25 protein-coding genes, 1 tRNA gene and 1 pseudogene are annotated in these 25,147 nt (G+C 46.1%); 17 read left to right on the plus strand and 10 right to left on the minus strand.

Translation table 11 applies throughout. The features are described from left to right. Positions 1 to 61: 61 nt before the first annotated feature. A complete protein-coding gene (locus tag B5066_RS08770; protein WP_022793950.1) occupies positions 62 to 304 on the minus strand; it encodes a NifU family protein in 243 nt (80 codons plus the stop codon). Between the two features lie 177 nt (positions 305 to 481). Between B5066_RS08770 and B5066_RS08775 the strand changes: the two genes are divergently transcribed. Further along, positions 482 to 805 (plus strand): DUF1462 family protein, encoded by a 324-nt coding sequence (locus B5066_RS08775; RefSeq protein WP_079475558.1) that lies wholly within the window; start codon positions 482 to 484, stop codon positions 803 to 805. 68 nt (positions 806 to 873) lie between these two features. Here the strand turns inward: B5066_RS08775 and B5066_RS08780 are convergent, their stop codons facing one another. The 3 genes and pseudogenes from B5066_RS08780 to B5066_RS17090 all read right to left on the minus strand — a co-directional run. Further along, positions 874 to 2,331, minus strand: coding sequence for an alkaline phosphatase (locus B5066_RS08780; protein ID WP_079475559.1), 1,458 nt, complete (start codon positions 2,329 to 2,331; stop codon positions 874 to 876). Between the two features lie 241 nt (positions 2,332 to 2,572). Then, the gene (locus tag B5066_RS08785; protein ID WP_371862275.1) at positions 2,573 to 3,652 is read right to left on the minus strand and encodes an NAD(P)/FAD-dependent oxidoreductase; all 1,080 of its coding nucleotides are present in this window, start codon (positions 3,650 to 3,652) and stop codon (positions 2,573 to 2,575) included. 402 nt (positions 3,653 to 4,054) lie between these two features. Further along, positions 4,055 to 4,222, minus strand: a pseudogene (locus tag B5066_RS17090) (TetR/AcrR family transcriptional regulator); the annotation flags it as partial. A gap of 253 nt (positions 4,223 to 4,475) precedes the next feature. Here B5066_RS17090 and B5066_RS08790 point away from each other — a divergent pair. From B5066_RS08790 to dapF, 3 genes are all read left to right on the plus strand, one after another. Then, on the plus strand, positions 4,476 to 4,712 hold the full coding sequence (locus tag B5066_RS08790) for a YuzB family protein (protein WP_022794141.1): 237 nt from the start codon (positions 4,476 to 4,478) through the stop codon (positions 4,710 to 4,712). A 66-nt stretch (positions 4,713 to 4,778) separates the two neighbouring features. After that, positions 4,779 to 5,033, plus strand: coding sequence for a hypothetical protein (locus B5066_RS08795; protein ID WP_079475561.1), 255 nt, complete (start codon positions 4,779 to 4,781; stop codon positions 5,031 to 5,033). Then, complete coding sequence (gene dapF / locus B5066_RS08800; RefSeq protein ID WP_079475562.1) at positions 5,030 to 5,887, plus strand: diaminopimelate epimerase; 858 nt, start codon at positions 5,030 to 5,032, stop codon at positions 5,885 to 5,887. Before B5066_RS08795 ends, dapF begins: the two co-directional genes overlap by 4 nt. A 36-nt stretch (positions 5,888 to 5,923) precedes the next feature. Here the strand turns inward: dapF and mqnE are convergent, their stop codons facing one another. Together mqnE and B5066_RS08810 are read right to left on the minus strand one after the other, a co-directional pair. After that, positions 5,924 to 7,021, minus strand: coding sequence for an aminofutalosine synthase MqnE (gene mqnE, locus B5066_RS08805; RefSeq protein ID WP_079475563.1), 1,098 nt, complete (start codon positions 7,019 to 7,021; stop codon positions 5,924 to 5,926). Positions 7,022 to 7,244: 223 nt separating this feature from the next. Continuing rightward, positions 7,245 to 8,870 (minus strand): aryl-sulfate sulfotransferase, encoded by a 1,626-nt coding sequence (locus B5066_RS08810; protein ID WP_244897381.1) that lies wholly within the window; start codon positions 8,868 to 8,870, stop codon positions 7,245 to 7,247. Positions 8,871 to 9,044: 174 nt separating this feature from the next. Between B5066_RS08810 and B5066_RS08815 the strand changes: the two genes are divergently transcribed. Together B5066_RS08815 and B5066_RS08820 are read left to right on the plus strand one after the other, a co-directional pair. Next, positions 9,045 to 9,398, plus strand: a complete 354-nt coding sequence (locus tag B5066_RS08815) for a HesB/IscA family protein (RefSeq protein WP_079475565.1) — start codon at positions 9,045 to 9,047, stop codon at positions 9,396 to 9,398. Between the two features lie 107 nt (positions 9,399 to 9,505). Next, entirely contained in the window at positions 9,506 to 9,976 is a 471-nt protein-coding gene (locus tag B5066_RS08820) for a hypothetical protein (protein ID WP_079475566.1), read from the plus strand. A gap of 35 nt (positions 9,977 to 10,011) precedes the next feature. On the opposite strand, the gene B5066_RS08825 is transcribed toward B5066_RS08820, so the two are convergent. Beyond that, the gene (locus B5066_RS08825; protein WP_079475567.1) at positions 10,012 to 11,001 is read right to left on the minus strand and encodes an NAD(P)/FAD-dependent oxidoreductase; all 990 of its coding nucleotides are present in this window, start codon (positions 10,999 to 11,001) and stop codon (positions 10,012 to 10,014) included. Positions 11,002 to 11,385: 384 nt separating this feature from the next. Between B5066_RS08825 and B5066_RS08830 the strand changes: the two genes are divergently transcribed. Next, positions 11,386 to 12,588, plus strand: coding sequence for an NAD(P)/FAD-dependent oxidoreductase (locus B5066_RS08830; RefSeq protein WP_244897360.1), 1,203 nt, complete (start codon positions 11,386 to 11,388; stop codon positions 12,586 to 12,588). A gap of 86 nt (positions 12,589 to 12,674) precedes the next feature. On the opposite strand, the gene B5066_RS08835 is transcribed toward B5066_RS08830, so the two are convergent. Further along, positions 12,675 to 13,154, minus strand: a complete 480-nt coding sequence (locus B5066_RS08835) for a divergent PAP2 family protein (RefSeq protein ID WP_079475569.1) — start codon at positions 13,152 to 13,154, stop codon at positions 12,675 to 12,677. Between the two features lie 445 nt (positions 13,155 to 13,599). Between B5066_RS08835 and B5066_RS08840 the strand changes: the two genes are divergently transcribed. The 4 genes from B5066_RS08840 to B5066_RS08855 all read left to right on the plus strand — a co-directional run bounded on the left by B5066_RS08840 (position 13,600) and on the right by B5066_RS08855 (position 17,207). Continuing rightward, positions 13,600 to 14,142: a TRAP transporter small permease gene (locus B5066_RS08840; RefSeq protein ID WP_079475570.1), complete on the plus strand. Its 543-nt coding sequence runs from the start codon at positions 13,600 to 13,602 to the stop codon at positions 14,140 to 14,142. A 29-nt stretch (positions 14,143 to 14,171) separates the two neighbouring features. Continuing rightward, entirely contained in the window at positions 14,172 to 15,446 is a 1,275-nt protein-coding gene (locus tag B5066_RS08845) for a TRAP transporter large permease (protein ID WP_079475571.1), read from the plus strand. Between the two features lie 91 nt (positions 15,447 to 15,537). Beyond that, complete coding sequence (dctP, locus tag B5066_RS08850; RefSeq protein WP_079475572.1) at positions 15,538 to 16,608, plus strand: TRAP transporter substrate-binding protein DctP; 1,071 nt, start codon at positions 15,538 to 15,540, stop codon at positions 16,606 to 16,608. 122 nt (positions 16,609 to 16,730) lie between these two features. Beyond that, positions 16,731 to 17,207: an S-ribosylhomocysteine lyase gene (locus tag B5066_RS08855; protein ID WP_079475573.1), complete on the plus strand. Its 477-nt coding sequence runs from the start codon at positions 16,731 to 16,733 to the stop codon at positions 17,205 to 17,207. A gap of 108 nt (positions 17,208 to 17,315) precedes the next feature. Here B5066_RS08855 and B5066_RS08860 read toward each other — a convergent pair whose 3' ends face one another. Next, on the minus strand, positions 17,316 to 17,939 hold the full coding sequence (locus B5066_RS08860; protein ID WP_079475574.1) for a cysteine hydrolase family protein: 624 nt from the start codon (positions 17,937 to 17,939) through the stop codon (positions 17,316 to 17,318). A 227-nt stretch (positions 17,940 to 18,166) separates the two neighbouring features. Between B5066_RS08860 and B5066_RS08865 the strand changes: the two genes are divergently transcribed. From B5066_RS08865 to B5066_RS08875, 3 genes are all read left to right on the plus strand, one after another. Continuing rightward, the gene (locus B5066_RS08865) at positions 18,167 to 18,661 is read left to right on the plus strand and encodes an Lrp/AsnC family transcriptional regulator (RefSeq protein ID WP_143745416.1); all 495 of its coding nucleotides are present in this window, start codon (positions 18,167 to 18,169) and stop codon (positions 18,659 to 18,661) included. Then, positions 18,658 to 19,836, plus strand: a complete 1,179-nt coding sequence (locus tag B5066_RS08870) for an aminotransferase (protein ID WP_079475575.1) — start codon at positions 18,658 to 18,660, stop codon at positions 19,834 to 19,836. The genes B5066_RS08865 and B5066_RS08870 overlap by 4 nt, the downstream gene beginning before the upstream one ends. A 143-nt stretch (positions 19,837 to 19,979) precedes the next feature. Then, entirely contained in the window at positions 19,980 to 21,413 is a 1,434-nt protein-coding gene (locus tag B5066_RS08875) for a DUF2254 domain-containing protein (protein ID WP_179124064.1), read from the plus strand. A gap of 24 nt (positions 21,414 to 21,437) precedes the next feature. On the opposite strand, the gene B5066_RS08880 is transcribed toward B5066_RS08875, so the two are convergent. Continuing rightward, a complete protein-coding gene (locus B5066_RS08880) occupies positions 21,438 to 22,790 on the minus strand; it encodes a sodium-dependent transporter (protein WP_079475577.1) in 1,353 nt (450 codons plus the stop codon). 150 nt (positions 22,791 to 22,940) lie between these two features. On the opposite strand from B5066_RS08880, the gene yugI reads away from it, so the two are divergent. The 3 genes from yugI to B5066_RS08895 all read left to right on the plus strand — a co-directional run bounded on the left by yugI (position 22,941) and on the right by B5066_RS08895 (position 25,111). Further along, positions 22,941 to 23,372, plus strand: coding sequence for a S1 domain-containing post-transcriptional regulator GSP13 (yugI, locus tag B5066_RS08885; RefSeq protein ID WP_079475578.1), 432 nt, complete (start codon positions 22,941 to 22,943; stop codon positions 23,370 to 23,372). A gap of 172 nt (positions 23,373 to 23,544) precedes the next feature. Beyond that, positions 23,545 to 24,903, plus strand: coding sequence for a glucose-6-phosphate isomerase (locus B5066_RS08890; RefSeq protein WP_079475579.1), 1,359 nt, complete (start codon positions 23,545 to 23,547; stop codon positions 24,901 to 24,903). A 132-nt stretch (positions 24,904 to 25,035) separates the two neighbouring features. After that, a tRNA-Ala gene (locus B5066_RS08895) sits at positions 25,036 to 25,111 on the plus strand. Positions 25,112 to 25,147: the final 36 nt, after the last annotated feature.

The following is a 25,147-nucleotide window of genomic DNA, read 5'->3' on the forward strand; positions in this document are numbered from 1 at the left end:
CCAAAGTATATAAAAAAGCTCAAGGCATTTAATGCCCTGAGCTTTTTGCGGTTACAGTCTATTAGAATACCTGTTCGAGTTCTTTAACACCCGGCACTTCTTCTAAAAGCGCGCGTTCGATACCAGCTTTCAGTGTAATTGTAGAGGAAGGGCAGGAGCCGCATGCTCCCATAAGGCGGACCATAACGATGCCGTCTTCAATATCTACAAGTTCTACGTCGCCTCCGTCGCGAAGCAGGAAGGGACGGAGCTTTTCAAGAACCTCCTGAACCTGTGCATGCATATCTTCTGTCGTTTGTGGCATGTTGATCTCTCCTTTCAATACTTTTATTATAAACCGTTGGGCTGTTATGTTCAAATATCATCACGTATATATGCATTCTACTACGAACAAGTGCTGTTTGACAATCATTATCAACCGGGCATAAGAGATAGTGAAGAAAGCGCAGATATAGTATGATAAAGAAAAGGAGGCAGGCGTGTGATTGTGATAAAAGTTTATGGAGCGGAAAAGAAATGCCCGAGCTGCGTTAACCTTCCCTCCAGCCGTGAAACAGCAGAATGGCTGGAGGCTGCGATTCAGAGAAAATACCCGGAAGACACTCCTGAAGTAGAGCATATTGATATTGAAGACAGGAGTTCAGGGGAGGACCCCGTAGCGGAAAAAGTCCGGCAGGAAGAATACTTTTATCCGCTTGTCACGGTGAATGGAACCGTAGTAGCTGAGGGTAATCCGAGACTCAAGGTCATTTATAAAGAAATCGACAAAACAAAAGAGTACCGTTCAGACACCACTGCGAAATAGAAAAAAGGCTGGCCGAAGAGGGAGAACTTCAGGCCGGCCTTTTCAGCTGTTAACAGATTCAGCCCTGATTAATCATGGTCATTCTTTTTGCCATGAGCAGTTTGTTCAGCAGAAGCTTCTTCGATAAGTCCGACAATATCCGTGTTATCCTTATAACCGGTAAAATGGTCACTGCCGGCGCCAGCGGCAAAGAATGGCACCATTTCTCCTGTATGGCCGCCGGTATCACTCTCTGCACGTATTTCGGTGTCAAGAGAACCTACGCTGTAGTGATCGGCAATGATGGAGCCGATTTCCCAGCCTACCTGGTATTCTGGGTACACTTCCCCTTCATCGTCCTCAATATTTGCACGGAATGCTTCTAATTCATCATCTGTAATATCGATATCAGCGTACTCCGAGAACACCTGCTTAATGCTTTCATCAGTGTATTCGTCAGAGTCTTCCCGGGCTTCGAGCTGCTGGGCCATATATTCGGGCGATACTTCAATGTCTTTCAGGCCGTCCACATCCATCGATTCTGTGGCGGACATGCCAAGCGTCTCGTGATCGGAGAGCACAACAACAAGTGTATCATCGCGGTCTTCCGCCCAGGTAACGACCTGTTCCACTGTTTGGTCAAATTCGATCATTTCCTGCCAAACGCCTGTGGCATCAGCCGCGTGGGCAGCGTGGTCAATACGGGCCCCCTCGACCATCATAAAGAAGCCATCCTCCTCCTGAGAGAGTACATCGAGCCCTGCTTCCGTCATAGCCTGCAGGGAGGGCTCTTTGCTGTCGACGTCGTCTTTGTCAGTTTTATAATTCATATACGAATCATTAAACAGACCAAGCAATTTGTCCGGAGTGCCAACCTCCTCAAGCTCTTCTTCATTAGTTGCATACTCATAGCCGCTTTCCTGAAAATCATCCACGAGCCTGTCTTCGTTCTTTTCCTCATCAGCTCCGAAAAATTCGCCGCCGCCCCCAAGCAGTACATCGTATTTCTCTTCGTACTGCTGTTCGGCAATGTCCTCTTCACTTCCACGGTCAGCTACGCTTGCAGTAAATGAGGCTGGCGTCGCGTCTGTGACGGTATTGTTAGAAATTACGCCAACTTTTTTCCCGTCCTCTTGATAGTGATCTAGAATGCTGTCCACTTCATTGCCATCTTCATCGACACCGACACTTCCATTATTGGTTTTCGTGCCGGTAGCAAGGGCAGTACCGGCGGCAGCTGAGTCGGTTACATTATTGTCGGCAGAATGTGTGCTGGTCATACCCGTATGTTCGAGCGATTCCATGAACAATTCGCCTTCTTTGCCGTACTCAAGCGTTGAAGCGATTTCCATCTGTCCCATACCCATGCCGTCCCCGATCATCACTATCACATTTTCGGGGGCTTGGTCCCCAGAATTTTTACTGCTGTTTTCAATACCATTCTCATTGGCGTTATCATTTGCAGAACCACTTGCGTAAAGAAGCCCCCCTGAGCTGATGACCATTCCGGCAAGAACACCGACAGTTAATTTTCCAGTAAAATGCATACTGACCCTCCCCATAATATTACACAAAATTTTATATTTTTTGAAATTTTAGTTAATAGTAAATGGAGAACGATACCTAGTCAATAGCATTACGTTTTTTTAATCCGATGTGTCTAAAAATTTCTAAATTTTTCATGTTATTCATGATTATTTACTTAGTGAAAACTAAGTTACGGTAACACAAAAAAAGCCTGCCACACGGGCAGGTCTTCTTTAAAGGTAATATAAGCCGTTAAATTGTTTATACGCCAGAGTGATTTTTGTACATCCAGAGCACGCCGCTTTTTAACAGCCGGGCTACACGGCCGGTAACTGCTGCTTTGGCAGTGCCGCCCATAACTCCAAATCCATGCTTTTTGCCTAAAGAACCGAGGGTTCCTTTAAGCTTGATCTCAGGCATTGTTTCCGGAAGAGATTCGTTCTTCCATCGTTTTTTCATAATCGTAGCAATTTGTTCCGCCTGGCCTTCAGCAAGCTGGGCGCTTGGTGCATGCGGCAGGCTGGCACAGTCTCCAACGATGAAAATATTTTCATCGTTTGTTAAATGATGGTGAGGGGTTAAAATGATGCGTCCCTTCCGGTCTTTTTCAGTATCAAGATCACGGATAATTTTGTTTGGCTGGATTCCTGCTGTCCAAATGATCGCTTCAGACTGAATCCAGTCTTCATGATTGTACAGGCCTTCTTCTGTTACCGTAGTAATGTCGGAATTACTGATTACTTCCACGTCGTGCTTTTCAAACCAGTTCTGTACATAGTTACTCAGGCGTTTTGGAAACATGGGCAGAATAGTTTCTCCGCGGTCGAACAAGCGTACGTGAAGATCAGCCCGGCTTTCCCGCAGCTCGCTCGCCAGTTCCACGCCGCTGAGGCCTGCACCTACAATACTAACTGCTGCTTTTGGCGGAAGATTGCTGATGGCTTCGTACGTGCGACGCGTTGCTTCCATGCTCTGGATGCTGTAGGAATGCTCCTCTGCTCCAGGCACACCGTGAAAGTTGTCCACCGACCCGAGACCGGCAACAAGCTTGTCATAGGGAAGCGAGGAAGAATCAGACATAACGACCATCTGATTTTCCATGTCGATATGGTCGATTGTGCCAAAATGAATTTTTAAACGGGAATGATCCGGAAACGGAACACGTACGTCGTGGTCCGACTCAGTGCCGGCGGCAAGCGCATAGTATTCCGTCTTCATACAGTGATACGGAAGTTTGTCTACTAATGTAATATCAACATCCTGGGGGAGGTCGCTCCCGAGTACGCGCTGGAGAAAACGCATCCCGCCGTAGCCCCCTCCTAATACGATAATTTTTTCCATTGTTTCTTGTCCCCCTTTGAGTAGCATGCTGTCTATACCCGCGTGGACCAGCTGCATAAAATGGTGAAGTAGTTCTTCGCGTTCGGTTTCAGTACCGATGGAAAGCTGGTAATAAAAATAGCTGTTAATAATGTGTGCCCATCGGTGCGGAGAAATAGAAGGATTTATTTCCTGCTGGCGGACCCCGCTCTCTAGAAGCTGTTCCCATGTGCTCAATAAAGCACTGTCATGCTCCACTACATGCCGCCAGATGTGCCTGGTCAGGGAAGGGTTCAGGTGAAAGTCCCCTAAAAAATAGCCGGCGTAGGCACGAATACGTGAAGTAAGAGTCATGCGCCGAACCTTATATGTTTGCATATATTCCTGTACCCTGAGCAGCCGGTCCTCTGCGAGTGCACGCATGATCGACTCTTTCGTGGGGAAATAATTAAAAAAAGTCCCCTTGGCTACTTCAGCAGAAGCTGTGATTTCCTGTACCGTTGTCTGCTCAAAGCCGTTTTCCTGAAATAAACGTACGGCTGCCTGCAGAATGCGGGAGCGTGTCTGCTCGCGTTTTTCTGTTCTTTTCATAAAATGTGCCCCCTCTGCGCAGCTAAAAGCGTCTGCAAAAATAGAAAAAATATAATAGAGAGAGAACGATTCGTTATGCAGCCAGTAAAAATGACTGCGGTCAATTTTGATTATAGAGAGGTACAGCTGCTTTGGCAACCAATTTTAAAAATATCAAACAATTTTGTGAACGGCTCATTCAAACGAATTGGTTGACGAAGCGGCCGCAGACGACTAATATAAACTCGTATAACCCGGGAAGAGGTGATGAAAGATGAGGCCGATTATTGAGTTTTGCATGAGTAATTTGGCGAACGGCTCTCACGGGGCAATGGAAGAACTTGAAAAAGATCCGAATCTGGATGTTATTGAAGATATATGCTTAGGCTATTGCGGCCGTTGCTCTATGAACATGTATGCACTTGTGAACGGGGAGCCGGTAGAAGGGGAAGATGAAAAAGACCTTCTTGCCAATATTTATACTCACCTTGAAGAAAACCCAATGTTTTAATGCAAAAGCGTCTTTCTGCAGAAGGGAAGGCGCTTTTTTTCTCAACGTTTAAAGAGGAGGAGAGAAATGGATATTATTCCGTTTGAAAATACATGGCCATACGATAGAACAGGCGAAGATATTTACATTAATGAATGTCCATACTGCGGCACGAGAAGCGTACTAACGCCAATGAAATTAAAAGATTTAGAATGGGCTAAAGAGGAAATAAAAACATATATCAATATGCCGTGCTGTCATAAGCGCATGCATATTGTGTTTGCAGATGAAGACTACTTATGGACAACAGAGCCGCTGAGACGAAGGGAGAGAAAGTCATGAGATTTACAAAAATGCACGGACTGGGCAACAGCTACGTTTATGTTGACGTATTTGAAGAAACGCTTGAAGAGCATGAACTGCCGAGGCTTGCCCGCCAGGTAGCCGATAAAAACAAAGGAATCGGCTCGGATGGGCTGATCCTGGTTGGGCCGTCGACACATGAAGATGTAAAAATGCAGGTGTTTAACGCGGACGGTTCGGAAGCGAAGAACTGTGGAAATGGTCTGCGCTGCACGGCAAAATATGCTTACGAACACGGGTATGTAAGTAAAGAACGTTTCACGATCGAAACACTCGGCGGCACAATGAAGGCCACTGTTCACCCCGATAATACAGGACAGACGGTCAGTCTGGTGACGATTGATATGGGAGCGCCGAAGTTTAACTGGAGGGACATCCCTGTAAAGGGCACAGGAAAAAATGAGCTGGTGCTTGAAGCAGCAGGAAGCTCCTGGCAGCTGGCGCCTGTATCCATGGGTAATCCGCATGCAGTGATTTTCGTGGATGACGTGGAGCAGGCCCCGGTGGAAAAGGCAGGAGCGGAGCTGGAAAAGCATGAAGCCTTTCCGGAAGGAGTTAACGTTGAATTTGTGCATATGCGCCGCAGCGATGTGATGGATTTCAGGGTATGGGAGCGCGGATCCGGTATTACACAGGCCTGTGGAACCGGCGCTTGTGCGGCAGTGGCAGCTGCAGTCGCAGCTGGGAAAAGCGAAAAAGATAAAGAAGTAACTGTACACCTTCCCGGCGGCGATCTGTACATTACCTGGCAGTCCTCGGGTAATATTCTCATGACAGGGAATGCTGAGGTCATCTGCACTGGAGATTATGAAACGAGACGGGCCTCGGTATAAAGAAAAAGAGAGCGGAGGCCCGCTCTCTTTTTGTGTTTAATAAGATTTAACAATATTATAGAACGTATCCCGTTCCATCGGTGTTTTTCCAGCTGTTTTAATCAGATGGATTAATTCTTTGCGGGTGATGCCCTGGGACGTCAACGCGCCAACGGAGTGGGAAATTCGTTCCTCGATCAGGGTACCGTGAATGTCATCAGAGCCAAAGGTGAGGGCCATTTGGGTCAACTGGGCGCCGATGTTAATCCAGTACGCTTTAATGTGATCGAAGTTATCAAGCATCAGTCTTGAAATTGCCACGGTCCTCAGGTCATCGAATGCCGAGGTGCGCTGGTGCAGGCCGGCATTGAGCTTGCGAGGCTGCATGGCCAGCGGGATAAAGACCATGAATCCGTTGGTTTTATCCTGAAGGGCGCGGACACGGTCCATATGAATAAGCCGTTCCTCCTTCGATTCAATTGACCCGTACAGCATGGTGGCGTGCGTACGCATGCCAAGATCGTGAGCGAGTTCGTGAGCTTCGAGCCATTCGAACGTCGTCGCCTTGTCCGGGCTCATTTTTGCACGGTAATTTTCAGTAAGAATTTCAGCGCCCCCGCCCGGAAGCGTGTCGAGGCCTGCCTTTTGCAGCTCTACGAGGACTTCGCGCATGCTGATTCCTGCATGGCGGGCGAAAAATTCGATTTCGGCCCCAGTATAAGCTTTAACCTTCGCCTGAGGGTAATGCTTTTTCAATACGCGCACAGTATTTAAATAATACTCAAAAGGCACATCCGTGTTGTGGCCGCCAACGATATGGAATTCGCGAATGTTATCATTCCAGCGTTTTTCAACGTATTCAAGCAGTTCTTCCTCATGCATTGTATACGCGCCTTCTTGGCCGGGCTTGCGTTTAAATCCGCAAAATGAACAGCTGGCTTCGCATACGTTGGTCGGGTTGATGTACATATTTTCGATAAAATAAACGTTATCCCCGTTTTTTCTTTCGTTCACCTCATTTGCCAACTGGGCCACGGTCAATAGGTCCGCTGTTTCATAGAGGTAGAGGCCGTCTTCGATGGATAACCGTTCTCCTTCTCGGACTTTGTCGGCAATGCGCTGCATGTCGGCGTCGCGATTCAAGGTGATCGCCATAATAATCCTTCCTTTCCGATGTACAAGAAATACTGTAAAGTCCAGCGGTCCTGCAGGCGGCTTCCGTACCGCCGTGCAGAGCCTTATCTGTGGTATAGGTATATAAAAGGTATGCTGCCAGGGAAAGACATCAAGCTAACAAGAATTTCCGGGGCTCAATTTCTTATTATACATCGTGGTATTCCGGAAGGAAAGTAACAACGCCCAAACCAACTTTTCTTCCTCAGTCAGAAGAAGCGGGGCCCGGGGAAGCGGAAGAGAAGTTCCATGCTTCTGGATAGAGCGGCATCCGCTCTGCCCGGTAAACAACCCGGCCGTCGCCTTTTTTAATGCCGGAAAGTTCGAGCTCGTATACAACGTTTTGCGTATCGCCGGCAGTTTCAACGACAGTAGCCTGGTAGCCGTCTTCTACTTTTTGATAGCCGGAGGTCAACAGGCGGTTGTTGGTTTCGTACAAAAAGTCAGCGTCCCCGACGACATTGGAAAAGAATTTCTTCCCCCGCTCTTCACCATAATTCCAAACGGTTTGCACGGTGCCTTCTTCTTCGTTGATCCGATATTGAATTCCCTGGCTGAAATCTCTGCTGAGGGAATCATCGCCGCGGGTAACTGCCCTGTTATTATCAAACAGCAGAACATCTTTCGTGGCGGGGTTATTATCCTGGTCCGGGAGTATCATCGGGGCGTGCTGGGCACCGGGATATTTTAAATTTTCGCTTTTGGGTTCGAGTACTTTATCTGCCATGCTTTCTGACCATCCCTCCGGGGCAGCAAGAATCCAGTTAATATTCATATCGGGATAGGTTAGGCTGAGCACGGCACTCTGATGGCGTCCGGATACAAGAATGCTTTTGTTTTCTTCGTCATACCAAATAGCGTTTTGATGCATCCAGTCACCGTCACTTTCGTTCGGCCCGGAATATTCTTCATATGCTTCAGAAGGGAAGATGTCTTTTAAATCAAGCGTTTCTACCGTTTCACCGGTGTTACGGTCAATTTCGACCATAGTATCCTCTTCGTAGGCATTGCTGTTATCGTGGACGGTAACTAAAAGATTGTTATTTGGCAGTTCGATGGCATCATGGTGAATTACGTTAGTGTCCTCGTAATTGGGCAAATTAATTTTATACTGGTGCTGGACTTTTCCAAGCATATCTGTCTCAAACAGATAATCATTGCGCTTGTCCGCTGACTCGGATGCCCCGAGCAGCAGGTTTCCATTGGAGAGACGCTTAAAAACAAAGCCTCCGGTACGGGAAGAATACCAGCGGATGTCTCCTTCTTCGTCCACGCCATAAACGTTGGATTTACCAGGGATTAAAAAGGTGAGCCCAGGCTCCATTTCCTCCGGGGAGCTTGTCACTATCTCCCGGTCATGAGCGGAGGCGAGAGTATCGCTGGTTTCTATAGAAACAGTATTCACCTGGACGTTTCCCTGCCGGTCTTCAGCTTCAATAGTAACTTCGTTTTCGGTACTTGGATACAGGCCAAGAACGGGTACCTCATGCTCCTGATTAAAGGCAGAGTATGTATGAGTGATATCCTGCGCTTCACTGCGGCTGGCTACGGTGACAGTAATACGGCTTGGCTGTTCAGTGCGGAATTTAGCCAGGGCAGTCAGCGGCGCCTCGCCGTAAGGGTCCTGTATGATCATTGGGTTATCAAAAGTATAGTTTCCGGCCATGTACTCCTGCTGCCACGATTTTTCCATTTTTTTCTGTTCTTCGATTAAATCAGTTTCGCTATTTGTCGTGGAAGCACTTTGGAAAACTGAAAAAGAAACAGTCTGATTTGTGTTTTCCGCAACAATAATCCATCCAACGCCAAGGGCAAGGATAAGTAGAGTCATGACTTTCAAAAAATCGCCTCCTTATTTTAATATTTCTATTACAAGTATAAGTAAAGCGCATGTATTTGCCCACAAAAACAACTGGATAAAAAATCAGAAGGGTAATATTTGAAGAACGGAGGAATAGAGTCTATAATATAAATGAGCCTCAGATACACAAAGGAGGAAACACTAATGTTAGTATTATCGGATGCAGCAGCACAGCGCGTGCTGGATATGATTGAAGAAGAAGGCGACAGTTCATTATATATGCGTGTAGGCGTAAAAGGTGGCGGGTGCACGGGCCTATCCTATGGCATGGGTTTCGATTCTACAGTAGAAGAAACGGATCAGGTACTTGAGATTAAAGGCGTTCCTATCGTTGTTGATAATGAGAGTGCTCCAGTTCTCCAGGGCGTAAACATTGATTTCAAAGAAAACATGATGGGCGGCGGCTTTACGATCGACAACCCGAACGCCATCGCCTCCTGCGGCTGCGGCGCATCGTTCAAGACCGCAACCAAGGAAGGCACACCGGAGAAATGCTAAGAGAGTAGTTTTGAAAAAGCAGCTGTGTATTGACAGCTGCTTTTTTTATGTTTCTCTGGTCACGTATAGGCACAATTTGTAAAATGTAGTGATAAGGGGGTGGAGTTATGAAAAGGCAAGCGATCTTTGTAGGAGTATTAAGCGCAATAATGCTGACAGGTTGTGGAAGCAGCTTATCAGACGAAGAACAGCAATACATAGAAGAAGTGGACGAAAGCGCCACAGAGCTTGAGCAGCTGGACACACATCTTACAGAAGCTGTAAACGCCGTAGAAGATGAAAAAGAAGGGGCAGGCGGAGAGCTTCAAAGCATGCAGGAAGATATCTTCGTCACGGCATTAGATAACGTTGAAACGATCAGCGTACCGGAGGGCGAAGATATGCAGGCAGTGTATAACGCTCACGTTTCCTATGCGAATCAATACGTATACGTTGCAGAAGAGTTAATGAGCACAGAGAACCTGGCCCAGTCGGTTGAAGAAAATATTAACCCGGTGCTTGAACAGGCGGAAAAGGAAAAGAACAATTTCGCTGAAACTGTGCAGAAAAAGACCGGAGAAGAAATCAGCTTTAAATAGCAAAAAAACGATCCCGGATGCGGATCGTTTTTTTATTAAAACATATGGGAACTGTGTCCCGGCTGAACTTTTGCCTTTGGATTAATATAATTCATTGCGTTGTTCACTGCCGTAGGAGCTTCCCCGAAGCCGGTAGCAATTAGTTTTACTTTGCCCTCGTAGGAAGTAACGTCCCCTGCTGCGTAGACGCCGGGGATGTTTGTTTCCATTTTTGTATTTACAACAATGGAATTTTTATGAATATCGAGTCCCCATTCTTTAATCGGGCCGAGAGAAGAAACGAAGCCGTAGTTGACGATCAGGGAATCAACGTCGACGACCTGCTCAACAGTACCTTTCACTTCTTCAAAAACGACCTGCTGAATACGTTCGCCGTCTCCGAGTACGTCTTTAACCTGAAATGGGGTGAGAATATCCACGTTCGACTGGTTAAGCTGTTCGACACTGTGCTCATGGGCACGGAATTTGTCCCGGCGGTGGGCGAGAGTGACGTCTGCGATTGGATCAAGCATATTTGCCCAGTCAACAGCTGAGTCGCCGCCGCCAAGAATAGTCACTTTTTCTCCGGCAAATGCCTGGAGATCGTTAACAAAGTAGTGAAGATTGGATTCTTCATATGGTTCCATGCCGTCAATTTGAAGTTTCCGTGGCTGGAAAGCGCCTACTCCAGCAGTGATAATAATAGTGCGGGTATAATGCACCCCTTTATCCGTATGAAGCTCAATCAGGTCATCTTCATTGCGGATGACATTTTCTACGCTTTGTTCAAGGACTACCTCCGGGTTGAAGGGATTCATCTGTTCAATTAAATTATCTACAAGCTCCTGGGCCCGGACTTTCGGGAATCCTGCCACGTCATATATAAACTTTTCCGGGTAGAGGGCAGCAAGCTGGCCCCCGAGCTGTGGCATGCTTTCAATGATTTTAACTTTAGCCTGGCGCATCCCTCCGTAAAATGCGGTAAATAAACCGGTAGGACCGCCGCCTATAATGGTCACATCGTATATATCTGACTCTAATACCACTAAGGTACACCTCCAAAAATCTTTTCAAATTTCATTCCATTATAATACTGATTGAGAAAAATAGAAACCAATTGAGAAATTGTTTCAAGAGTTACATTGTAACATAAGCAAAATCAATGCCAAGGGTATTCCCCTGCCGCGCTTGAGGGTAAGAGATGAAAAAAGGTGAAAATCGGGAAAAAGGTTGAAATATTACGGCAAAACCCATAATATTAAGTACGGGGTTTGTGTCTATTTTTTTACAAAATGCAACGCATTAAAAGCAGGTAATGAAGCAGGTTTTCCTTTATCTTAAAGAAAAACTGGTTTGATATAGTTATGTACGTGAAATAAATCACATACATGAGCTGCTTTTAACAAAATCTAAAAATGGAAGTGATTGACATGGCAGGGAAAACAAATATTGTTGTTTTAGGCGCTGGCTATGCTGGTCTCGTTTCCGCTTCGAAGCTGGCAAAAGAAGTAGGAACAGACAATGCAAACATTACGCTGGTCAGCAGGCACGATTATCATTACCAGACGACCTGGCTGCATGAGCCGGCTGCGGGAACACTTCACCATGACCGCACCCGCATTAAAATCAGCAAAATTCTTGATTTAAATAAAATAAACTTCGTTCAGGATGAAGCAACTAAGGTTGTTACAGAAGAAAAGAAAGTGACGCTTGCTTCCGGCGGCGAACTGCAGTATGACTACATTATTGTAGGCGTTGGTGCTATTTCTGAAACGTTCGGTATCGAAGGCGTCTACGAAAACTCCTACCACCGGTGGACAGTAGACGGGGCGCGCCAGATGAAAGACCGCATTGAATACATGTTTGCCCGCTATCACAGTGATGAAGCAAAAGAAGAAGATCTGACATTTGTTGTAGCAGGCGCCGGCTTTACCGGTATGGAATTTATAGGCGAGCTGAGCGAACGCGTACCTAAGCTTTGTAAAGAGTATGACGTGCCTCGCAACAAAGTCAAAATGTACGTCATCGAAGCGATGCCGACAGCTCTTCCAGGCTTTGATCCGGAGCTTGTAGAGTATGCGATGAATTTACTTGAAAACCGTGGAGTAGAATTCAAGCTCGATTCCCCGATTAAAGCAGTAACGGAAAACAGCGTGGAGCTGAACACTGGGGAATCCGTAAAAACGTCGACAGTGATCTGGGCAACTGGTGTTCGTGGCAATCCGCTTATCGAGGAGTCCGGATTTGAAAACAACCGTGCCCGGGTAAAAGTGGATGACGATCTTCGTGCTCCAGGCTACGAACGCGAATTTATTATCGGCGACTGTTCTCTTATTATCAATACAGAAATTGATCGCCCGTTCCCGCCAACAGCGCAAATAGCTCTCCAACAGGGCGAAACGGCTGCTAATAACATTAAAGCATTGATAGAAGGGCGCCCAACAGAAGCTTTTGCTGCCGATATTAAAGGTACTGTAGCTTCTCTTGGTGGAAAAGAAGCCATCGGTGTTGTAGGCTCGAAGAAGCTTTATGGCCGTCCGGCGTTCTTCATGAAAAAAGTGATCGAAAATCGTGCTTTGTGGATTCTTGGCGGTTTTGGCTTCCTTCTTCGCAAAGGCCAGAACCCGTTTTAAACTGAATATAAGTTACAATATATAGAGAAAGTCCCCGGCATTCGTGCCGGGGACTTTCTCTATATATCATGCGAACCAAAAGCTGATCACACGATAAAAATCGCATGAGCAGCGAACGTGACAGCTACTCCGAAAATAGCTCCGAAAATAACTTCAATCGGCTGGTGGCCAAGCAGCTCTTTCAGTTCCTGGCGTTTTTCAGGTTCGCGTTTTTGCTGCCACGACCGGGCTTCTGTTACGAGGCGGTTAAAATCATTAACGAGCTGATTCAATACGGTAGCATGATAGCCCGCATGCCGCCGGACGCCGGTAGCATCAAACATTACAATAACGCCGAAAACGATGCAGATGGCAAAAAGATTCGAGTCAAAGCCCTGCTCAATACCGATGGCAGTAGATAGCGAAGTGACGGCTGCTGAGTGGGAGCTTGGCATACCGCCGGTGCTTGTAATAAGTGAAGCGTCCCAGGTTTTGGCAGCAATAAAACCAAGAGGTATTTTAATCGCCTGTGCTAATAAGATAGAAGATAATGCCACTAGGAGTGGGAAGTTCTGCAGTAATTCCATTCACGAACGTCCTTTCTGAATTTTGCAGTTAGTAAGGATAAGGAACCGCCCACATTATGATAAATATAAGTACAGGCAACAATATTTTATCATATGGCATTAGGTTCGTGGTGCCGAGGCTCAAAGAAAGCAGGAAAGAAATAGAGAAAAAGAGAGTCGAAAAGAAAGATTCAGCCCAGGAAAATTGCCATCTCAGAGGATTTTAGGACTAAAGCAGGCGTCAGCACGAATTAGTAAGGATTAGGTGCTAGTATATAAAGGAAGAAAGGGATAAAATGTACCTAAACCATTTGCAAGAAATGTATATGTTAAGTATACTTACACTAACTTATTATAAAAAAGTTCTATTTATACATATACTGTGAATGGCAGGTCTGCATCTAAATTAAATTGCGGCCATTATTTTTTAAAAATTGGAAAAAATGCAGAAATGGGTGTTTGAAAATTGAAAATATTCAAATGGCTTGATCTAGGTCTTAAGCGTACTGAAGAAGCAGTCCTGTCGCTTGCTATCATAACGATAACGGTAATGGTGTCAGGCAATACCATCAGCAGGAACCTTGGCCTCGGCGGATGGGCATTTGCAGAAGAAATAAGTCAGATTGCGATTTATATGGCGACGTTCCTTGGGCTGGGCTACGTGGCCAGACAGGGCAGACACATTAGTATGACAGCGCTGTTTGATAATGTGTCGTACAAATACCGTAAAGCGTTAGCTCTTATTATTCCTTTAGTTACAGCTTTTGTGCTGTTTGCTCTGGCATATTACTCGTATGATTACGTATTGGCTTCACAAAACAGGGTCACCAATTACCTTAGGATTTCCTATGTATGGATGGTGGTATGGGCGCCTATTGGCTTTTTGTTGGGAGGTATTCAGTTTTTACGGAACTTCTGGGTAAACGTGAGAAACAAAGACGTATACATCGCAGCAGAACGAAAAGATTATGACACAGAGCAAGAAGCGAAAGAATCCAATCAACTATAAAATATACCGGAGAATGAGAGGAAACAATTATGCTTTTTACATTACTTGCGATAATGGTCATCTTTTTAGCTCTCGGTTTCCCTATGATGGTTCCATTGATTTTGGCTCCACTTGTGATTGTGCTGTTTTTCTTTGATGCAGTCGATCCATTTATTATGCTCCAGCAGATGCTTGAAGGAATATCAAGCTACGTGCTTCTTGCAGTTCCGATGTTTATTTTTGCAGCGGACATTATGTCGCAGGGACACACATCAAAGCGGCTGCTTGATTTTATTGGCGCTTTTGTCGGCCACCTCCGGGGTGGTTACGCGATTACGACCGCGGCCGCCTGCACAATTTTCGGATCGATTTCCGGCTCGACCCAGGCGACAGTAGTAGCGATTGGCGGGCCGATGAGACAGCGGCTGTTAAAAGTAGGATACAAAGACTCAACGGCTATTGCTTTTATTATTAACGCAAGTGATGTGGCGCTCTTGATACCACCGAGCATAGGGATGATTATGTATTCTTTAATCTCTGGCACGTCCCTTGGCGATATGTTTATTGCGGGCATTGGCCCGGGCCTTCTCGTATTTATTTTCTTTACTCTCTATGCATACATACACGCCAAAATTTACAGTATCCCGCTTGCAGCTAAAATTCCATGGAAAGAACGCGGAAAAATGACGTTTGATGCGGTCTTCCCTCTTCTATTTCCAGTTATTATTATCGGAGGAATTTATTCGGGCCTTTTTACTCCGACGGAAGCAGCGGCAATGGCAGTGGTGTACGCATTTATACTAGAAGTTATCGTCTACCGTACAGTGAAGCTAAAACAAATGTTCAGCATCGCTTTATCCTCGGGGCTTGTAACGTCGGCTGTTTTTATGCTGGTAGCCGGCGGCCAGGTGTTTGCATGGGTTATTCAGTTTGCCCGTATTCCGCAAATGATTACAGACACCTTCCTTGGCGGAGACCCGGGACCAATTTACGTTTTAATTATCGTATCCATTTTCTTCTTTATCGGCTGTATGTTTGTGGATCCGATTGTAGTTATTCTCATTTTGACCCCGATTTTCTACCCAGCCGCAATTCAGGCGGGAGTAGACCCGGTGCATTTAGGAGTCGTTATTACCTTCCAGGCAGCGCTTGGCTCCGCTACACCGCCATTTGGTGTAGATATATTTACCGCGAGTGCGGTGTTTAACCGATCGTACCTCGATACCATTCGGGGGACGCCCCCGTTTATTGTGATGATGCTCGTTATTGCAGTACTGCTTATAGCTTTTGAACCTATTTCAACGTTTTTACTCCCTGACAATTAACAGGGGGGCTGGATGAGGAAGGTGGTGGCGGATGGCCGCCTCTCCGACAGCCGGATCATTCGTTTTACTACTGATAAGGGGGAATTTGTACATGAAAAAGAAAAAGCTTGGTTTGTTGACGGGGACAACTCTTTCTGCAGCAGCAGTACTCGCAGCCTGCGGTGGCGGCAGTGATGAAAGTGGTGGTGGCGGCAATGGTGAAGAAACATATGAATGGACCTTTGTGACTGAGGAAAACGAAGGCCAGGTACAGTACGAATATGCACAGGAATTCGCTGACCGGATGGATGAAAAGACAGACGGCCAGGTAACGATTGAGCCGGTGGAATTCGGCGGCCTCGGCAGTGAAGTCGACCAGGTGGAGCAACTCCAGCAGGGGGCGGTTGAAATGGCTGTGGTCTCTCCGGGATTTACTGGAACAATGGTAGAGGAAGGGCAGGTGTTCTCCCTGCAGTTTTTACTTCCAAATGATCAGGAAGACGTGCAGCAGGTATTGAATGAAAGCGAAGCATTAAACGATACGTTAGCTGCGAGATATGAGGAAGAAGACATTATGCCGCTCTCCTTCTGGAGTGAGGGAGCAATGCAGTGGACAGGAAATAAGGCAATTGAGTCTCCAGACGACTTCAATGGCTTTCAAATGAGAACGCAGAACTCCCCGCTGCTTCAGCAGACTTACCGTGAATACGGGGCAGACCCGCAGGTAATGAGCGCCGGAGAGCTTTACACTTCTCTTGATAACGGGACAGTGGACGGCCAGGAGAATCCATTGTTCTTTATCGAAGCTTCTTCTTACGACGAGGTACAGAGCCATTTGATGATTTCAAACCAGAATTCTTACGTAGCCATGACAACAGTGAACCCGCAGTTCTATAATGAACTTCCGGACGACCTGAAAGAAACCTTCGATGAGACGGTAACAGAAATGCAGGATTGGGTGTATGACGAACAGGTTGAGCAGAATGAACAGGCCCGAGAGACGATGACCAGTGAATCTGATATTGAACAAGTGGAATTGAGCGAGGAACAGCGCGCTGAATTCCGGGAAGTAACTATGCCAATGCGTGATTACTATGTAGAGGAAGTCGGCGGTGACGCTGAAGAAATTTTGACAACACTTGAAGGCGAAATCGAAGAAATTACTGGTGAATCAGCTGAATAACAGGCTTTTAAGTCCCGGCCTAAAGGCCGGGGCTTTTTTGAGCGGAATTGTTTAATTTGGAATTGTGTGCGGGAAACGATACAATGGGCACAAGAAAATAATAAAGGAGTGAACGTAACGATATGGCAAAAGTAGAAAGCTTTGAGCTCGATCATACGAAAGTAGTTGCTCCATACGTCCGTCAGGCAGGGGTTCAGAAGGTGGGAAGCGACGGCATCGTCACAAAATTTGATATTCGTTTCTGCCAGCCGAATGAAGATAACCTCGAACCGCCAACGATTCATACGATGGAGCATCTGCTTGCCTTGAATATTCGCGAATATGCTGAAGACTATGACCACTTTGAAGTTATAGATCTTTCACCGATGGGCTGCCAGACAGGATTTTATCTGATCATGAACGGGGAGCCGGCGGTAAGTGAGATCATTGATATTCTTGAGAAAACGATGAAAGACGGCGTGGAAGTTACTGAGGTTCCTGCAGCTACTGAACTGCAGTGCGGTCAGGCGAAGCTTCATGACCTTGAAGATGCCAAGCAGGTATTCCGCAGCTGGCTCAACCAGGATAAATCTTCACTCGAACGTGTATTTGAAGCATAACGATAAAAAACCTTCCGGTCTTTGCTCCGGAAGGTTTTTTTGTGATTTTCTGTACTGCTTGAATATAAGTAGGTAAAAAAGCTTCCGGACCCCCGGAAGCTTTTTTGTCTAGGAAGAATGAGAAGGCTGAGGAAGCTCCTGGGCTTCCTGGATGATTTTTTCCAGATCGTATTCGGTGCTGTCCCTTGTATCAGCTCCAAGAACCTTACTCATCAAATTGATTGCTTCTTCATTGGCCTGCATGCTGTTGGATGCGGTGCAGTCCTGCGGCACCATTAATTTATATCCACGCATATAAGCGTCGTTTACTGTGAAATGCACGCACATATTGCCGGCTACGCCCGCAAATATAATCGTCGTGACTTCCAGATTATTTAATAGTAATTCCAATGGAGTAGCAAAGAATCCCGAAAACTGCGGTTTGAGTATATAATAGTCATCATCGTCGGGAAGGATTTTTTCTACTACCGGTTTTCCTGGGGCGTCGTCGCGTCTGCAGTATTCCACCAGATCAGGAAAGTTACTCTGCCAGCGCCCGTAATTGTCGTTTACATAAATAACAGGGATGTCTTTTTCTTTTGCCTGTTTTTTTAAATTTTTAACACTCTCAGCGGCATCGAGGGCATGCGGGAGTAAATCGTCACTGTCCGGAAAATCCAGATCATTGATCATATCTAATACTACGAAAGCCACGCTGGACTGTTGGTTTACATGGGATTTTTCTTTTGCCATCTTATCGCCTCCATTGTTACTGATTCCTTTTTTGCTTCAAAATTAAAAGGCTTTTTTTAGATAAACTGAAGCCTTGTTTGAAAATTTTTGCGGAAAGCTTGATAATGTTTTATATACCAATAAAAAAAGTAGTGTAAAAGAGAAGGACATGTCGTTTAGTGTCCTCTCTTAGTGTACAATAGTGCACAGGAGATGTAATTCAAGGAGAGAGAAAGGGGCTGCCGTTCTTGAACGAAAAAGAATTGGAGATTCTGCATTTACTGGAACAGAACGCCAGAATGGATATTAAAACAATTGCCAAATTAATAGACCAGACCGAAGAAGAAGTAGAAGCAATGCTGAAAAAATTAGAGGAAAATAGAGTAATCGTTACGTATGCGACTGTCGTGGACTGGAGTAAAGTCAACAACCATGATGGCGTGACGGCAATGATTGATGTAAAAGTGACTCCGCAGCGGGGCGTTGGGTTCGATGAAGTAGCGGAAAGAATTCATCGTTTCCCGGAAGTCAAAGCTCTGTATTTAGTGTCAGGCACGTATGACCTGCAGGTGGTCATTGAAGGAAAAACGATGTCAGAAATCGCTTCGTTTGTTTCGGGAAAACTATCGGCCCTGGATTCGGTTATTTCCACGACGACCCATTTCCGGCTGAAAACGTACAAGCATGACGGAGTAGTGTTTGGTGACGACGATGAAGACCACAGAATGATGGTTTCGCCATGAATACTTCCTCGACCCAACAGCATAGACTGTCTGAGACTGTACAGCAGTTAAAGCCTTCAGGCATCCGGCGTTTTTTTGATTTAGCTTCAACGATGGATAACGTCATTTCCTTAGGTGTAGGGGAGCCGGATTTTGTCACTCCCTGGAATGTAAGGGAAGCAAGCATCGTTTCGATGGAAAGGGGGTTCACATCCTATACAGCAAATGCCGGCCTGATTGAACTCCGGAGGGCGGTATCATATTATCTCGAAAGTTCTTTTGACGTCTCGTATCATCCCGAATCAGATATAGTGATTACTGTAGGGGCAAGTGAAGGTATTGATGCAGTGTTTCGGGCGATCATTAACCCTGGGGATGAAGTAATTGTCGCAGAGCCCTGCTTCGTTTCCTACGCACCGATTATCACTATGGCCGGGGGAGTACCGGTGCCGCTTGAAACAACAAAAGAACACGATTTTAAAATTAAGGCTGGAGATCTCGAAGACCTTATTACTTCAAAGACGAAAGCGGTGCTTCTTTCATATCCGAACAACCCAACAGGGGCCCATATGTCGAAGGAAGAGCTGGAGCCGATTGTGGAAGTAATTAAAGACCACGATCTGCTCGCTGTATCGGACGAAATTTACGCCGAGCTCAGCTATGATCATGAGCATGCCAGCCTGCCCGCATTTCCTGGAATGCTCGAGCGTACAATTTTAATTTCGGGATTCTCCAAAGCGTTTGCGATGACTGGATGGAGAGTAGGGTATGTATGCGGTCCGAAGGATATCATGGCTGCAGTACTTAAAATTCACCAGTATACGATGATGTGTGCTTCTACGTCTGCCCAGTTCGGTGCCCTGGAGGCATTGAAAAATGGACGTGCAGACGTGGAAAGAATGGTGGCAAGCTACCGGCAGCGCCGCAATTATTTAGTTAAGACTTTTGCGGAAATGGGGCTCGAGTGCCACACGCCGCTTGGTGCTTTCTATGCGTTTCCTTCGATTGAAAAGCTGGGTATGGATGCCGAAACATTCGCCGAGGCGTTTCTGACGGAGGAACAGGTAGCGGTGGTTCCAGGAACAGTTTTCGGTTCAGGGGGAGAAGGGCATGTCCGCTGCTCGTATGCTACTTCGCTGGAGTCGCTTGTAGAAGCGATGGATCGGTTTAAACGCTTTATAGAACGGCACGGATAAGAAGTACAAACCGGCAGGTTTTCTCTGCCGGTTTTTTCATGTAAGGTGGAAGTATATCTATTCAGTTTAAATCATGAACAGAAGGGAAACTAACACTGGGGTTTACATACGTATGTTTTGTTCGTATAGAGAGGATGAATTTATTGAAAAACGCTATTAGACGCATGCTGCCGAAAAAAATTCGGCAGATGATGAGCATGTCTTACCGCCAGCAGTGGTATGAAATACGCTCGAGCTTGTGGGTGCTGCCGGCTATTTACATCATGCTCGCGGCCATACTTTCCGTAGCGGCCTACTGGGCAGAATTCGGCCTGCAGCCGGCGTTCAATTCGCTGCCGGTGTTTTCGACTGAATATAGTCTGGCTCAGACGATGTACAGCACGATGCTCTCGGGTGTACTCACCTTGAACGCTTTTACATTTAACTCGATACTCGTCGTGCTGACGAGCTTTTCGGGTCAGTTCACGCCAAGAGTGCTTTTTAACTTTATTGCTGACCGAAGGACCCAGCACTCGATCGGGATTTTTAACCTATGTTTCTTTTTTCTCCTGTTTGTATTCTTTTTCCTTGATTCAAGCATGAGTGAATACGTGATTTTCCCTATCTCCGGTGTCATAATGACTTCTATTTCCGTTATTAACTTTATTTTGTTTATCAACCATGCGACGAAATGGATGCAGGTATCAAGTATTACAAATTCTATGAAGGAAGAATCGCAGCTGCGTATTTTAAATACGCTCGTGTATGACCTTGAACCGTACCGTCCGCAGGATCCAGACCGGGTTTTTCGCGAAAAAACGCACGGTGAAGCTCATGTAGTGGCCAGTGAACGGACCGGTTTCCTCCAGGTGGTGGATTTCGGTAAGCTGATACGAGAAGCCAGAAAAGATGGGATCGTTATTCAAATGGAGCGGCGCGTTGGTGATTTCGTAATGGAAGGAATTACGTTATTTAAATACTGGAAAACGGACAGCAGCGCAGACATGGCTATCAATGAACAGAAATTCCGTCAGTTCTTATACCTGGGCCACAGCAAAACGGAAGTGCAGGACCTGGAATTCGGTATCCGGAAATTGACCGAAATTGCGATCAAGTCGATTGGGAACGATGAGCCCATGACTGCCCAGGATGCCATTTACCAATTAACAGACCTTTTGTTTTCAATTTCCAAAGTTACAAAATTCACCCCGTATTTAACGGATGATGATGAAACGCTACGCCTGATTATGCAGAATGAAGAATTTTCCTTTTATGTATACTCAGCCTTCAGCCATATCGCCTCGTACTCTGAAAATGATCCGGTTGTGACAAACAGCCTGCTTGAGGCGTTAGTGATTTTATCAAAAGCGTTGAACACGAAAGATAAAAACTGCTGCTGGCATTACGGAAAAGTAATTGCACGCGGGTTTACCGGCCAGTTTAAATATGATTATGACCAGTTGAAATTCGTGAACAATATTGAAGCTCTTTCGGAAAACTCGGATGACAAGGAATCATTTCGGAGCTTTGTCCGCGATTTCATTGACCGCGGCGTTATTCAGGAGAAGCATATTCCCGAACGTCAGTATAAAGATTAAAAAAGCAGCCCGCGGGCTGCTTTTTTAGGCTCCTGTGAATAGGCCGATAAGGGAGTTGATGAAAACGATAATGATCGCAACGGGAGCAATATAGCGAATGACAGTAAACCAAACAAGGAATAGGCCATTTCCCATTGCGGATCCGCGCATTACTTCATCACGAAGATCTGCCTTCTTCATTTTTAACGGAAGAAAGAGAGACACGATCAATGCACCGAGAGGGAGCAGAAAATTGCTTGTCAGAATGTCGATTGAATCGAAAAATGTGTTGCCAAAAATAAGCCAGTCAGACAGCAGGCCGTATGACAGGTTCGATGGTATGCCGAGGATGAAAATTAATATACCGACGATCCAGGCTGTCCGGCCGCGACTGTCCGGTCGTTTATAAGACACAGAGGATACGATGATTTCGAGCAGTGAAAATGCCGAAGTCAACGTGGCGAATACAAGCAGGAGCATGAAGAGCGTAAAGAATAGTGAACCGAGCGCGAGCTGCTCAAATACAGCCGGCAGTACAATGAAAATCAAGTTTGGACCGGCATCCGGAGGGATATCAAAAGCAAACACTCCCGGAAAAATAGCAAGACCGGAAAGCAGTGAAATAATAATTGTTAATACGACAATGGAAAACGCTGAGTTGATGAGACTCTTTTCTTTTGGAAGATAAGAGCTGTATGTAGCCATCACAGAGTTACCAAGACTAAGCGAGAAGAACGCCTGGCCGAGGGCGAATAGAATTGTAGTGCCTGTCACTGCGCTGAAGTCGGGCTGCAAAAAGAAAGCAATCCCTTCCCCGGCTCCTTCAAGGGTGAGCGATCGAATGACAATCACGATAAACAAAATAAACAGTGCAGGCATCATCCAGTTGGTGGTCCGTTCGATGCCTTTACGCACACCGCCCTGCACGACAAGAATCGTAATCAGCATAAAAGCAAGATGAGCGATACCTACTTCCCATGGGTTGGAAATAATCGAACCGAAAAGGGCTTCGTAGTCTGTGCCTCCACTTGCAAGGCCGCCAAGGCTCCGGACAAAGTAAATAATAATCCATCCCCCGACAACGGAATAAAAAGATAAAATTAAAATAGCGCAGATCATGCCCATAATACCGTTGAAAAACCATGGAGTATTCGGTGCAATGGTTTTATAGGCGGGAACCGGCGGCTTCTGGGTACGGCGCCCAACAACAAATTCAGCTATTAATAAAGCGGTCCCGAGAATGAGTGTAAAAGCAACGAAAATCAGAAAAAAAGCCCCGCCGCCACTGGTTCCTGCGACATACGGCAGACGCCATACAGCGCCCAGGCCAATAGCAGAGCCGGCTGCTGCTAATACGAACCCAAGCCTCGTCCCCCACTGTTCACGTGGTTGGCTCATGTTAGGATCCTCCTTAAAATTAATTTATTCCTTTAAAGTACCGAACATGCGGGACTTTTGTCAAGAAGAGGCCACGAGTTTATCGATTGCCGAATCCCGAAAATAATGCTATAATTTGAAAGTTAATAAAAAGTTATAGGAGTTGTTTGAATGTCAGTACAGCAATATGAAGTAGGCGCAATCGTCGAGGGGAAAGTAACGGGGATTAAACCATTCGGCGCGTTCGTTGCGCTCGACGGAAATAAACAGGGACTGGTTCACATTTCTGAAATTGCCCACGGCTATGTGAAAGATATTAACGAAGCGCTGTCGGTAGGCGATGAAGTTAAGGTGAAAATCAAATCCGTCGATCAGGAATCAGGAAAGATTTCTCTTTCTATCCGGGACACGCTTCCGGCACCGGAAAAAAGTGAAAGCCGCCCACAGAGCCAGGCTCCTCGCCAAAGCAAAAGCAGCGGCCGTCCAGCCCAGCAGAGCAATAACGACACTCAGGGATTCAACACTCTTGAAGATAAATTAAAAGACTGGTTGAAGCAGTCCAATGAAATCCAGGCTGATTTAAACAAACGAGTGCGGAAATAATCGTACCTGTTTTTAAAACCGTCGCTTTTGAGCGGCGGTTTTTTTATGGACGTATAACGGGTACAGGTACTTGAAAGAACGTTTTGCGGGCGTACTGGTTTTTCTTTATAATGAAGAAGAAATATGGATGCGGGCGAACATGATCAAACTATTTCAAGGAGGCAATAATAGTATGGCAAAGCAAATTGAAGTAAACAGTAAAAATATTTCTCAGGAAATATCAGAGCATGAAATCGAGCAGCTGCAGCCAATGGTGGAAACAGCACACCGCATGATCCATGAGAAAACTGGTGCCGGTTCGGAATACCTGGGATGGGTGGATCTTCCTGATACATATAACAAAGAGGAGTTTGCACGAATTCAGCAGGCAGCAGAAAAAATTAAAAAGGATTCGGATGTGCTTATTGTGATTGGTATTGGCGGATCCTACCTTGGTGCGAAGGCGGCCATTGACAGTTTAAGCCATTCATTTCGGAACCAGATCGACGCCTCTAAACGCAAGGGGCCTGAAATTTATTTCGCCGGCCATCAGATCAGCCAACGTTATATGCATGATCTTCTTGAAATGGTGGAAGGTAAAGACGTGTCGGTCAACGTCATTTCTAAATCAGGCACTACTACAGAGCCGGCTCTTGCATTCCGGGTGTTCCGGGACTGGCTTGAAAATAAATACGGGGAAAAAGAAGCGGCTTCAAGAATTTACGCTACAACGGATAAAAGCAAGGGAGCTTTAAAGACGCTGGCTGATGAAAAGGGCTATGAAACATTCGTCGTGCCGGACGATGTCGGCGGGCGTTATTCCGTGCTTACAGCCGTAGGTCTTCTCCCAATCGCAGCGGCAGGCCTTGATGTGGAAAAAATGATGGACGGGGCGGCCGCTGCCATGGAGGCAGGCAAGCTTCAGAGCGTAAAAGAAAATTCAGCCTATCGCTATGCTGCCATTCGCTACGCTGCTTACCAGAAAGGTAAGGCTATTGAACTGCTAGTAAACTATGAGCCGCACATGCACTTTGTATCGGAATGGTGGAAGCAGCTGTACGGGGAAAGCGAAGGCAAAGACGGCAAAGGGTTATTCCCAGCAGCGGTTGACTTCTCAACAGATCTGCACTCGATGGGGCAGTATATCCAGGAGGGAAGACGGCATCTGCTTGAAACAGTACTTCATATTCAGGATGCAGAAAACGATTTGGAATTAAAAAATACCGAGGATGACCTGGATGGTTTAAATTATCTTTCCGGGGAAACGATGGGCTTTGTCAATGAGAAGGCCTTTGAAGGAACACTTCTTGCCCATACTGACGGGGGCGTGCCGAATATTGTTATTGATATTCCGGAATGGAATGAATACTATTTCGGCTACCTCGTATACTTCTTTGAAAAGGCGTGTGCCGTGAGCGGTTATATGCTCGGCGTCAATCCATTTGACCAGCCGGGCGTGGAAGCATATAAGAAGAATATGTTTGCGCTTCTCGGAAAGCCTGGGTTTGAAGAACGCCAGACGGCGCTTGAAATGCGTCTGAATGAAGAGTAAGCAGAAAATCAGCCTGCCGGTGGGCAGGCTGGCTTTTTTATAAATTTGCATAAAACATGAAAAAGGGCTTGTCAGGCAGAAGCAGACAGGGTACAATAATTTTTGTCGGCTGATATTTCAACGACAAAAAATGGGGCCTTAGCTCAGCCGGGAGAGCGCTTGGCTGGCAGCCAAGAGGTCAGCGGTTCGATCCCGCTAGGCTCCACCATACATAATACGTCAACGGCGCCGGTTCGAGAGTTTA

The organism is Marinococcus halophilus (assembly GCF_900166605.1).
GTDB classification, from domain to species: Bacteria; Bacillota; Bacilli; order Bacillales; family Marinococcaceae; genus Marinococcus; species Marinococcus halophilus.

Bases quoted from the DNA above. Each gene is read 5' to 3' on its own strand.
- B5066_RS08835 (WP_079475569.1), bottom strand. From the start codon at position 13,154: ATGGAATTACTGCAGAACTTCCCACTCCTAGTGGCATTATCTTCTATC.
- B5066_RS08815 (WP_079475565.1), top strand. From the start codon at position 9,045: ATGTTAGTATTATCGGATGCAGCAGCACAGCGCGTGCTGGATATGATT.
- B5066_RS08790 (WP_022794141.1), top strand. From the start codon at position 4,476: ATGAGGCCGATTATTGAGTTTTGCATGAGTAATTTGGCGAACGGCTCT.
- mqnE (WP_079475563.1), bottom strand. From the start codon at position 7,021: ATGGCGATCACCTTGAATCGCGACGCCGACATGCAGCGCATTGCCGAC.
- B5066_RS08810 (WP_244897381.1), bottom strand. From the start codon at position 8,870: ATGACTCTACTTATCCTTGCCCTTGGCGTTGGATGGATTATTGTTGCG.
- B5066_RS08780 (WP_079475559.1), bottom strand. From the start codon at position 2,331: ATGCATTTTACTGGAAAATTAACTGTCGGTGTTCTTGCCGGAATGGTC.
- B5066_RS08845 (WP_079475571.1), top strand. From the start codon at position 14,172: ATGCTTTTTACATTACTTGCGATAATGGTCATCTTTTTAGCTCTCGGT.
- B5066_RS08855 (WP_079475573.1), top strand. From the start codon at position 16,731: ATGGCAAAAGTAGAAAGCTTTGAGCTCGATCATACGAAAGTAGTTGCT.
- dctP (WP_079475572.1), top strand. From the start codon at position 15,538: ATGAAAAAGAAAAAGCTTGGTTTGTTGACGGGGACAACTCTTTCTGCA.
- B5066_RS08795 (WP_079475561.1), top strand. From the start codon at position 4,779: ATGGATATTATTCCGTTTGAAAATACATGGCCATACGATAGAACAGGC.
- dapF (WP_079475562.1), top strand. From the start codon at position 5,030: ATGAGATTTACAAAAATGCACGGACTGGGCAACAGCTACGTTTATGTT.
- B5066_RS08860 (WP_079475574.1), bottom strand. From the start codon at position 17,939: ATGGCAAAAGAAAAATCCCATGTAAACCAACAGTCCAGCGTGGCTTTC.
- yugI (WP_079475578.1), top strand. From the start codon at position 22,941: ATGTCAGTACAGCAATATGAAGTAGGCGCAATCGTCGAGGGGAAAGTA.
- B5066_RS08770 (WP_022793950.1), bottom strand. From the start codon at position 304: ATGCCACAAACGACAGAAGATATGCATGCACAGGTTCAGGAGGTTCTT.
- B5066_RS08785 (WP_371862275.1), bottom strand. From the start codon at position 3,652: ATGGAAAAAATTATCGTATTAGGAGGGGGCTACGGCGGGATGCGTTTT.
- B5066_RS08820 (WP_079475566.1), top strand. From the start codon at position 9,506: ATGAAAAGGCAAGCGATCTTTGTAGGAGTATTAAGCGCAATAATGCTG.
- B5066_RS08880 (WP_079475577.1), bottom strand. From the start codon at position 22,790: ATGAGCCAACCACGTGAACAGTGGGGGACGAGGCTTGGGTTCGTATTA.
- B5066_RS08830 (WP_244897360.1), top strand. From the start codon at position 11,386: ATGGCAGGGAAAACAAATATTGTTGTTTTAGGCGCTGGCTATGCTGGT.
- B5066_RS08870 (WP_079475575.1), top strand. From the start codon at position 18,658: ATGAATACTTCCTCGACCCAACAGCATAGACTGTCTGAGACTGTACAG.
- B5066_RS08890 (WP_079475579.1), top strand. From the start codon at position 23,545: ATGGCAAAGCAAATTGAAGTAAACAGTAAAAATATTTCTCAGGAAATA.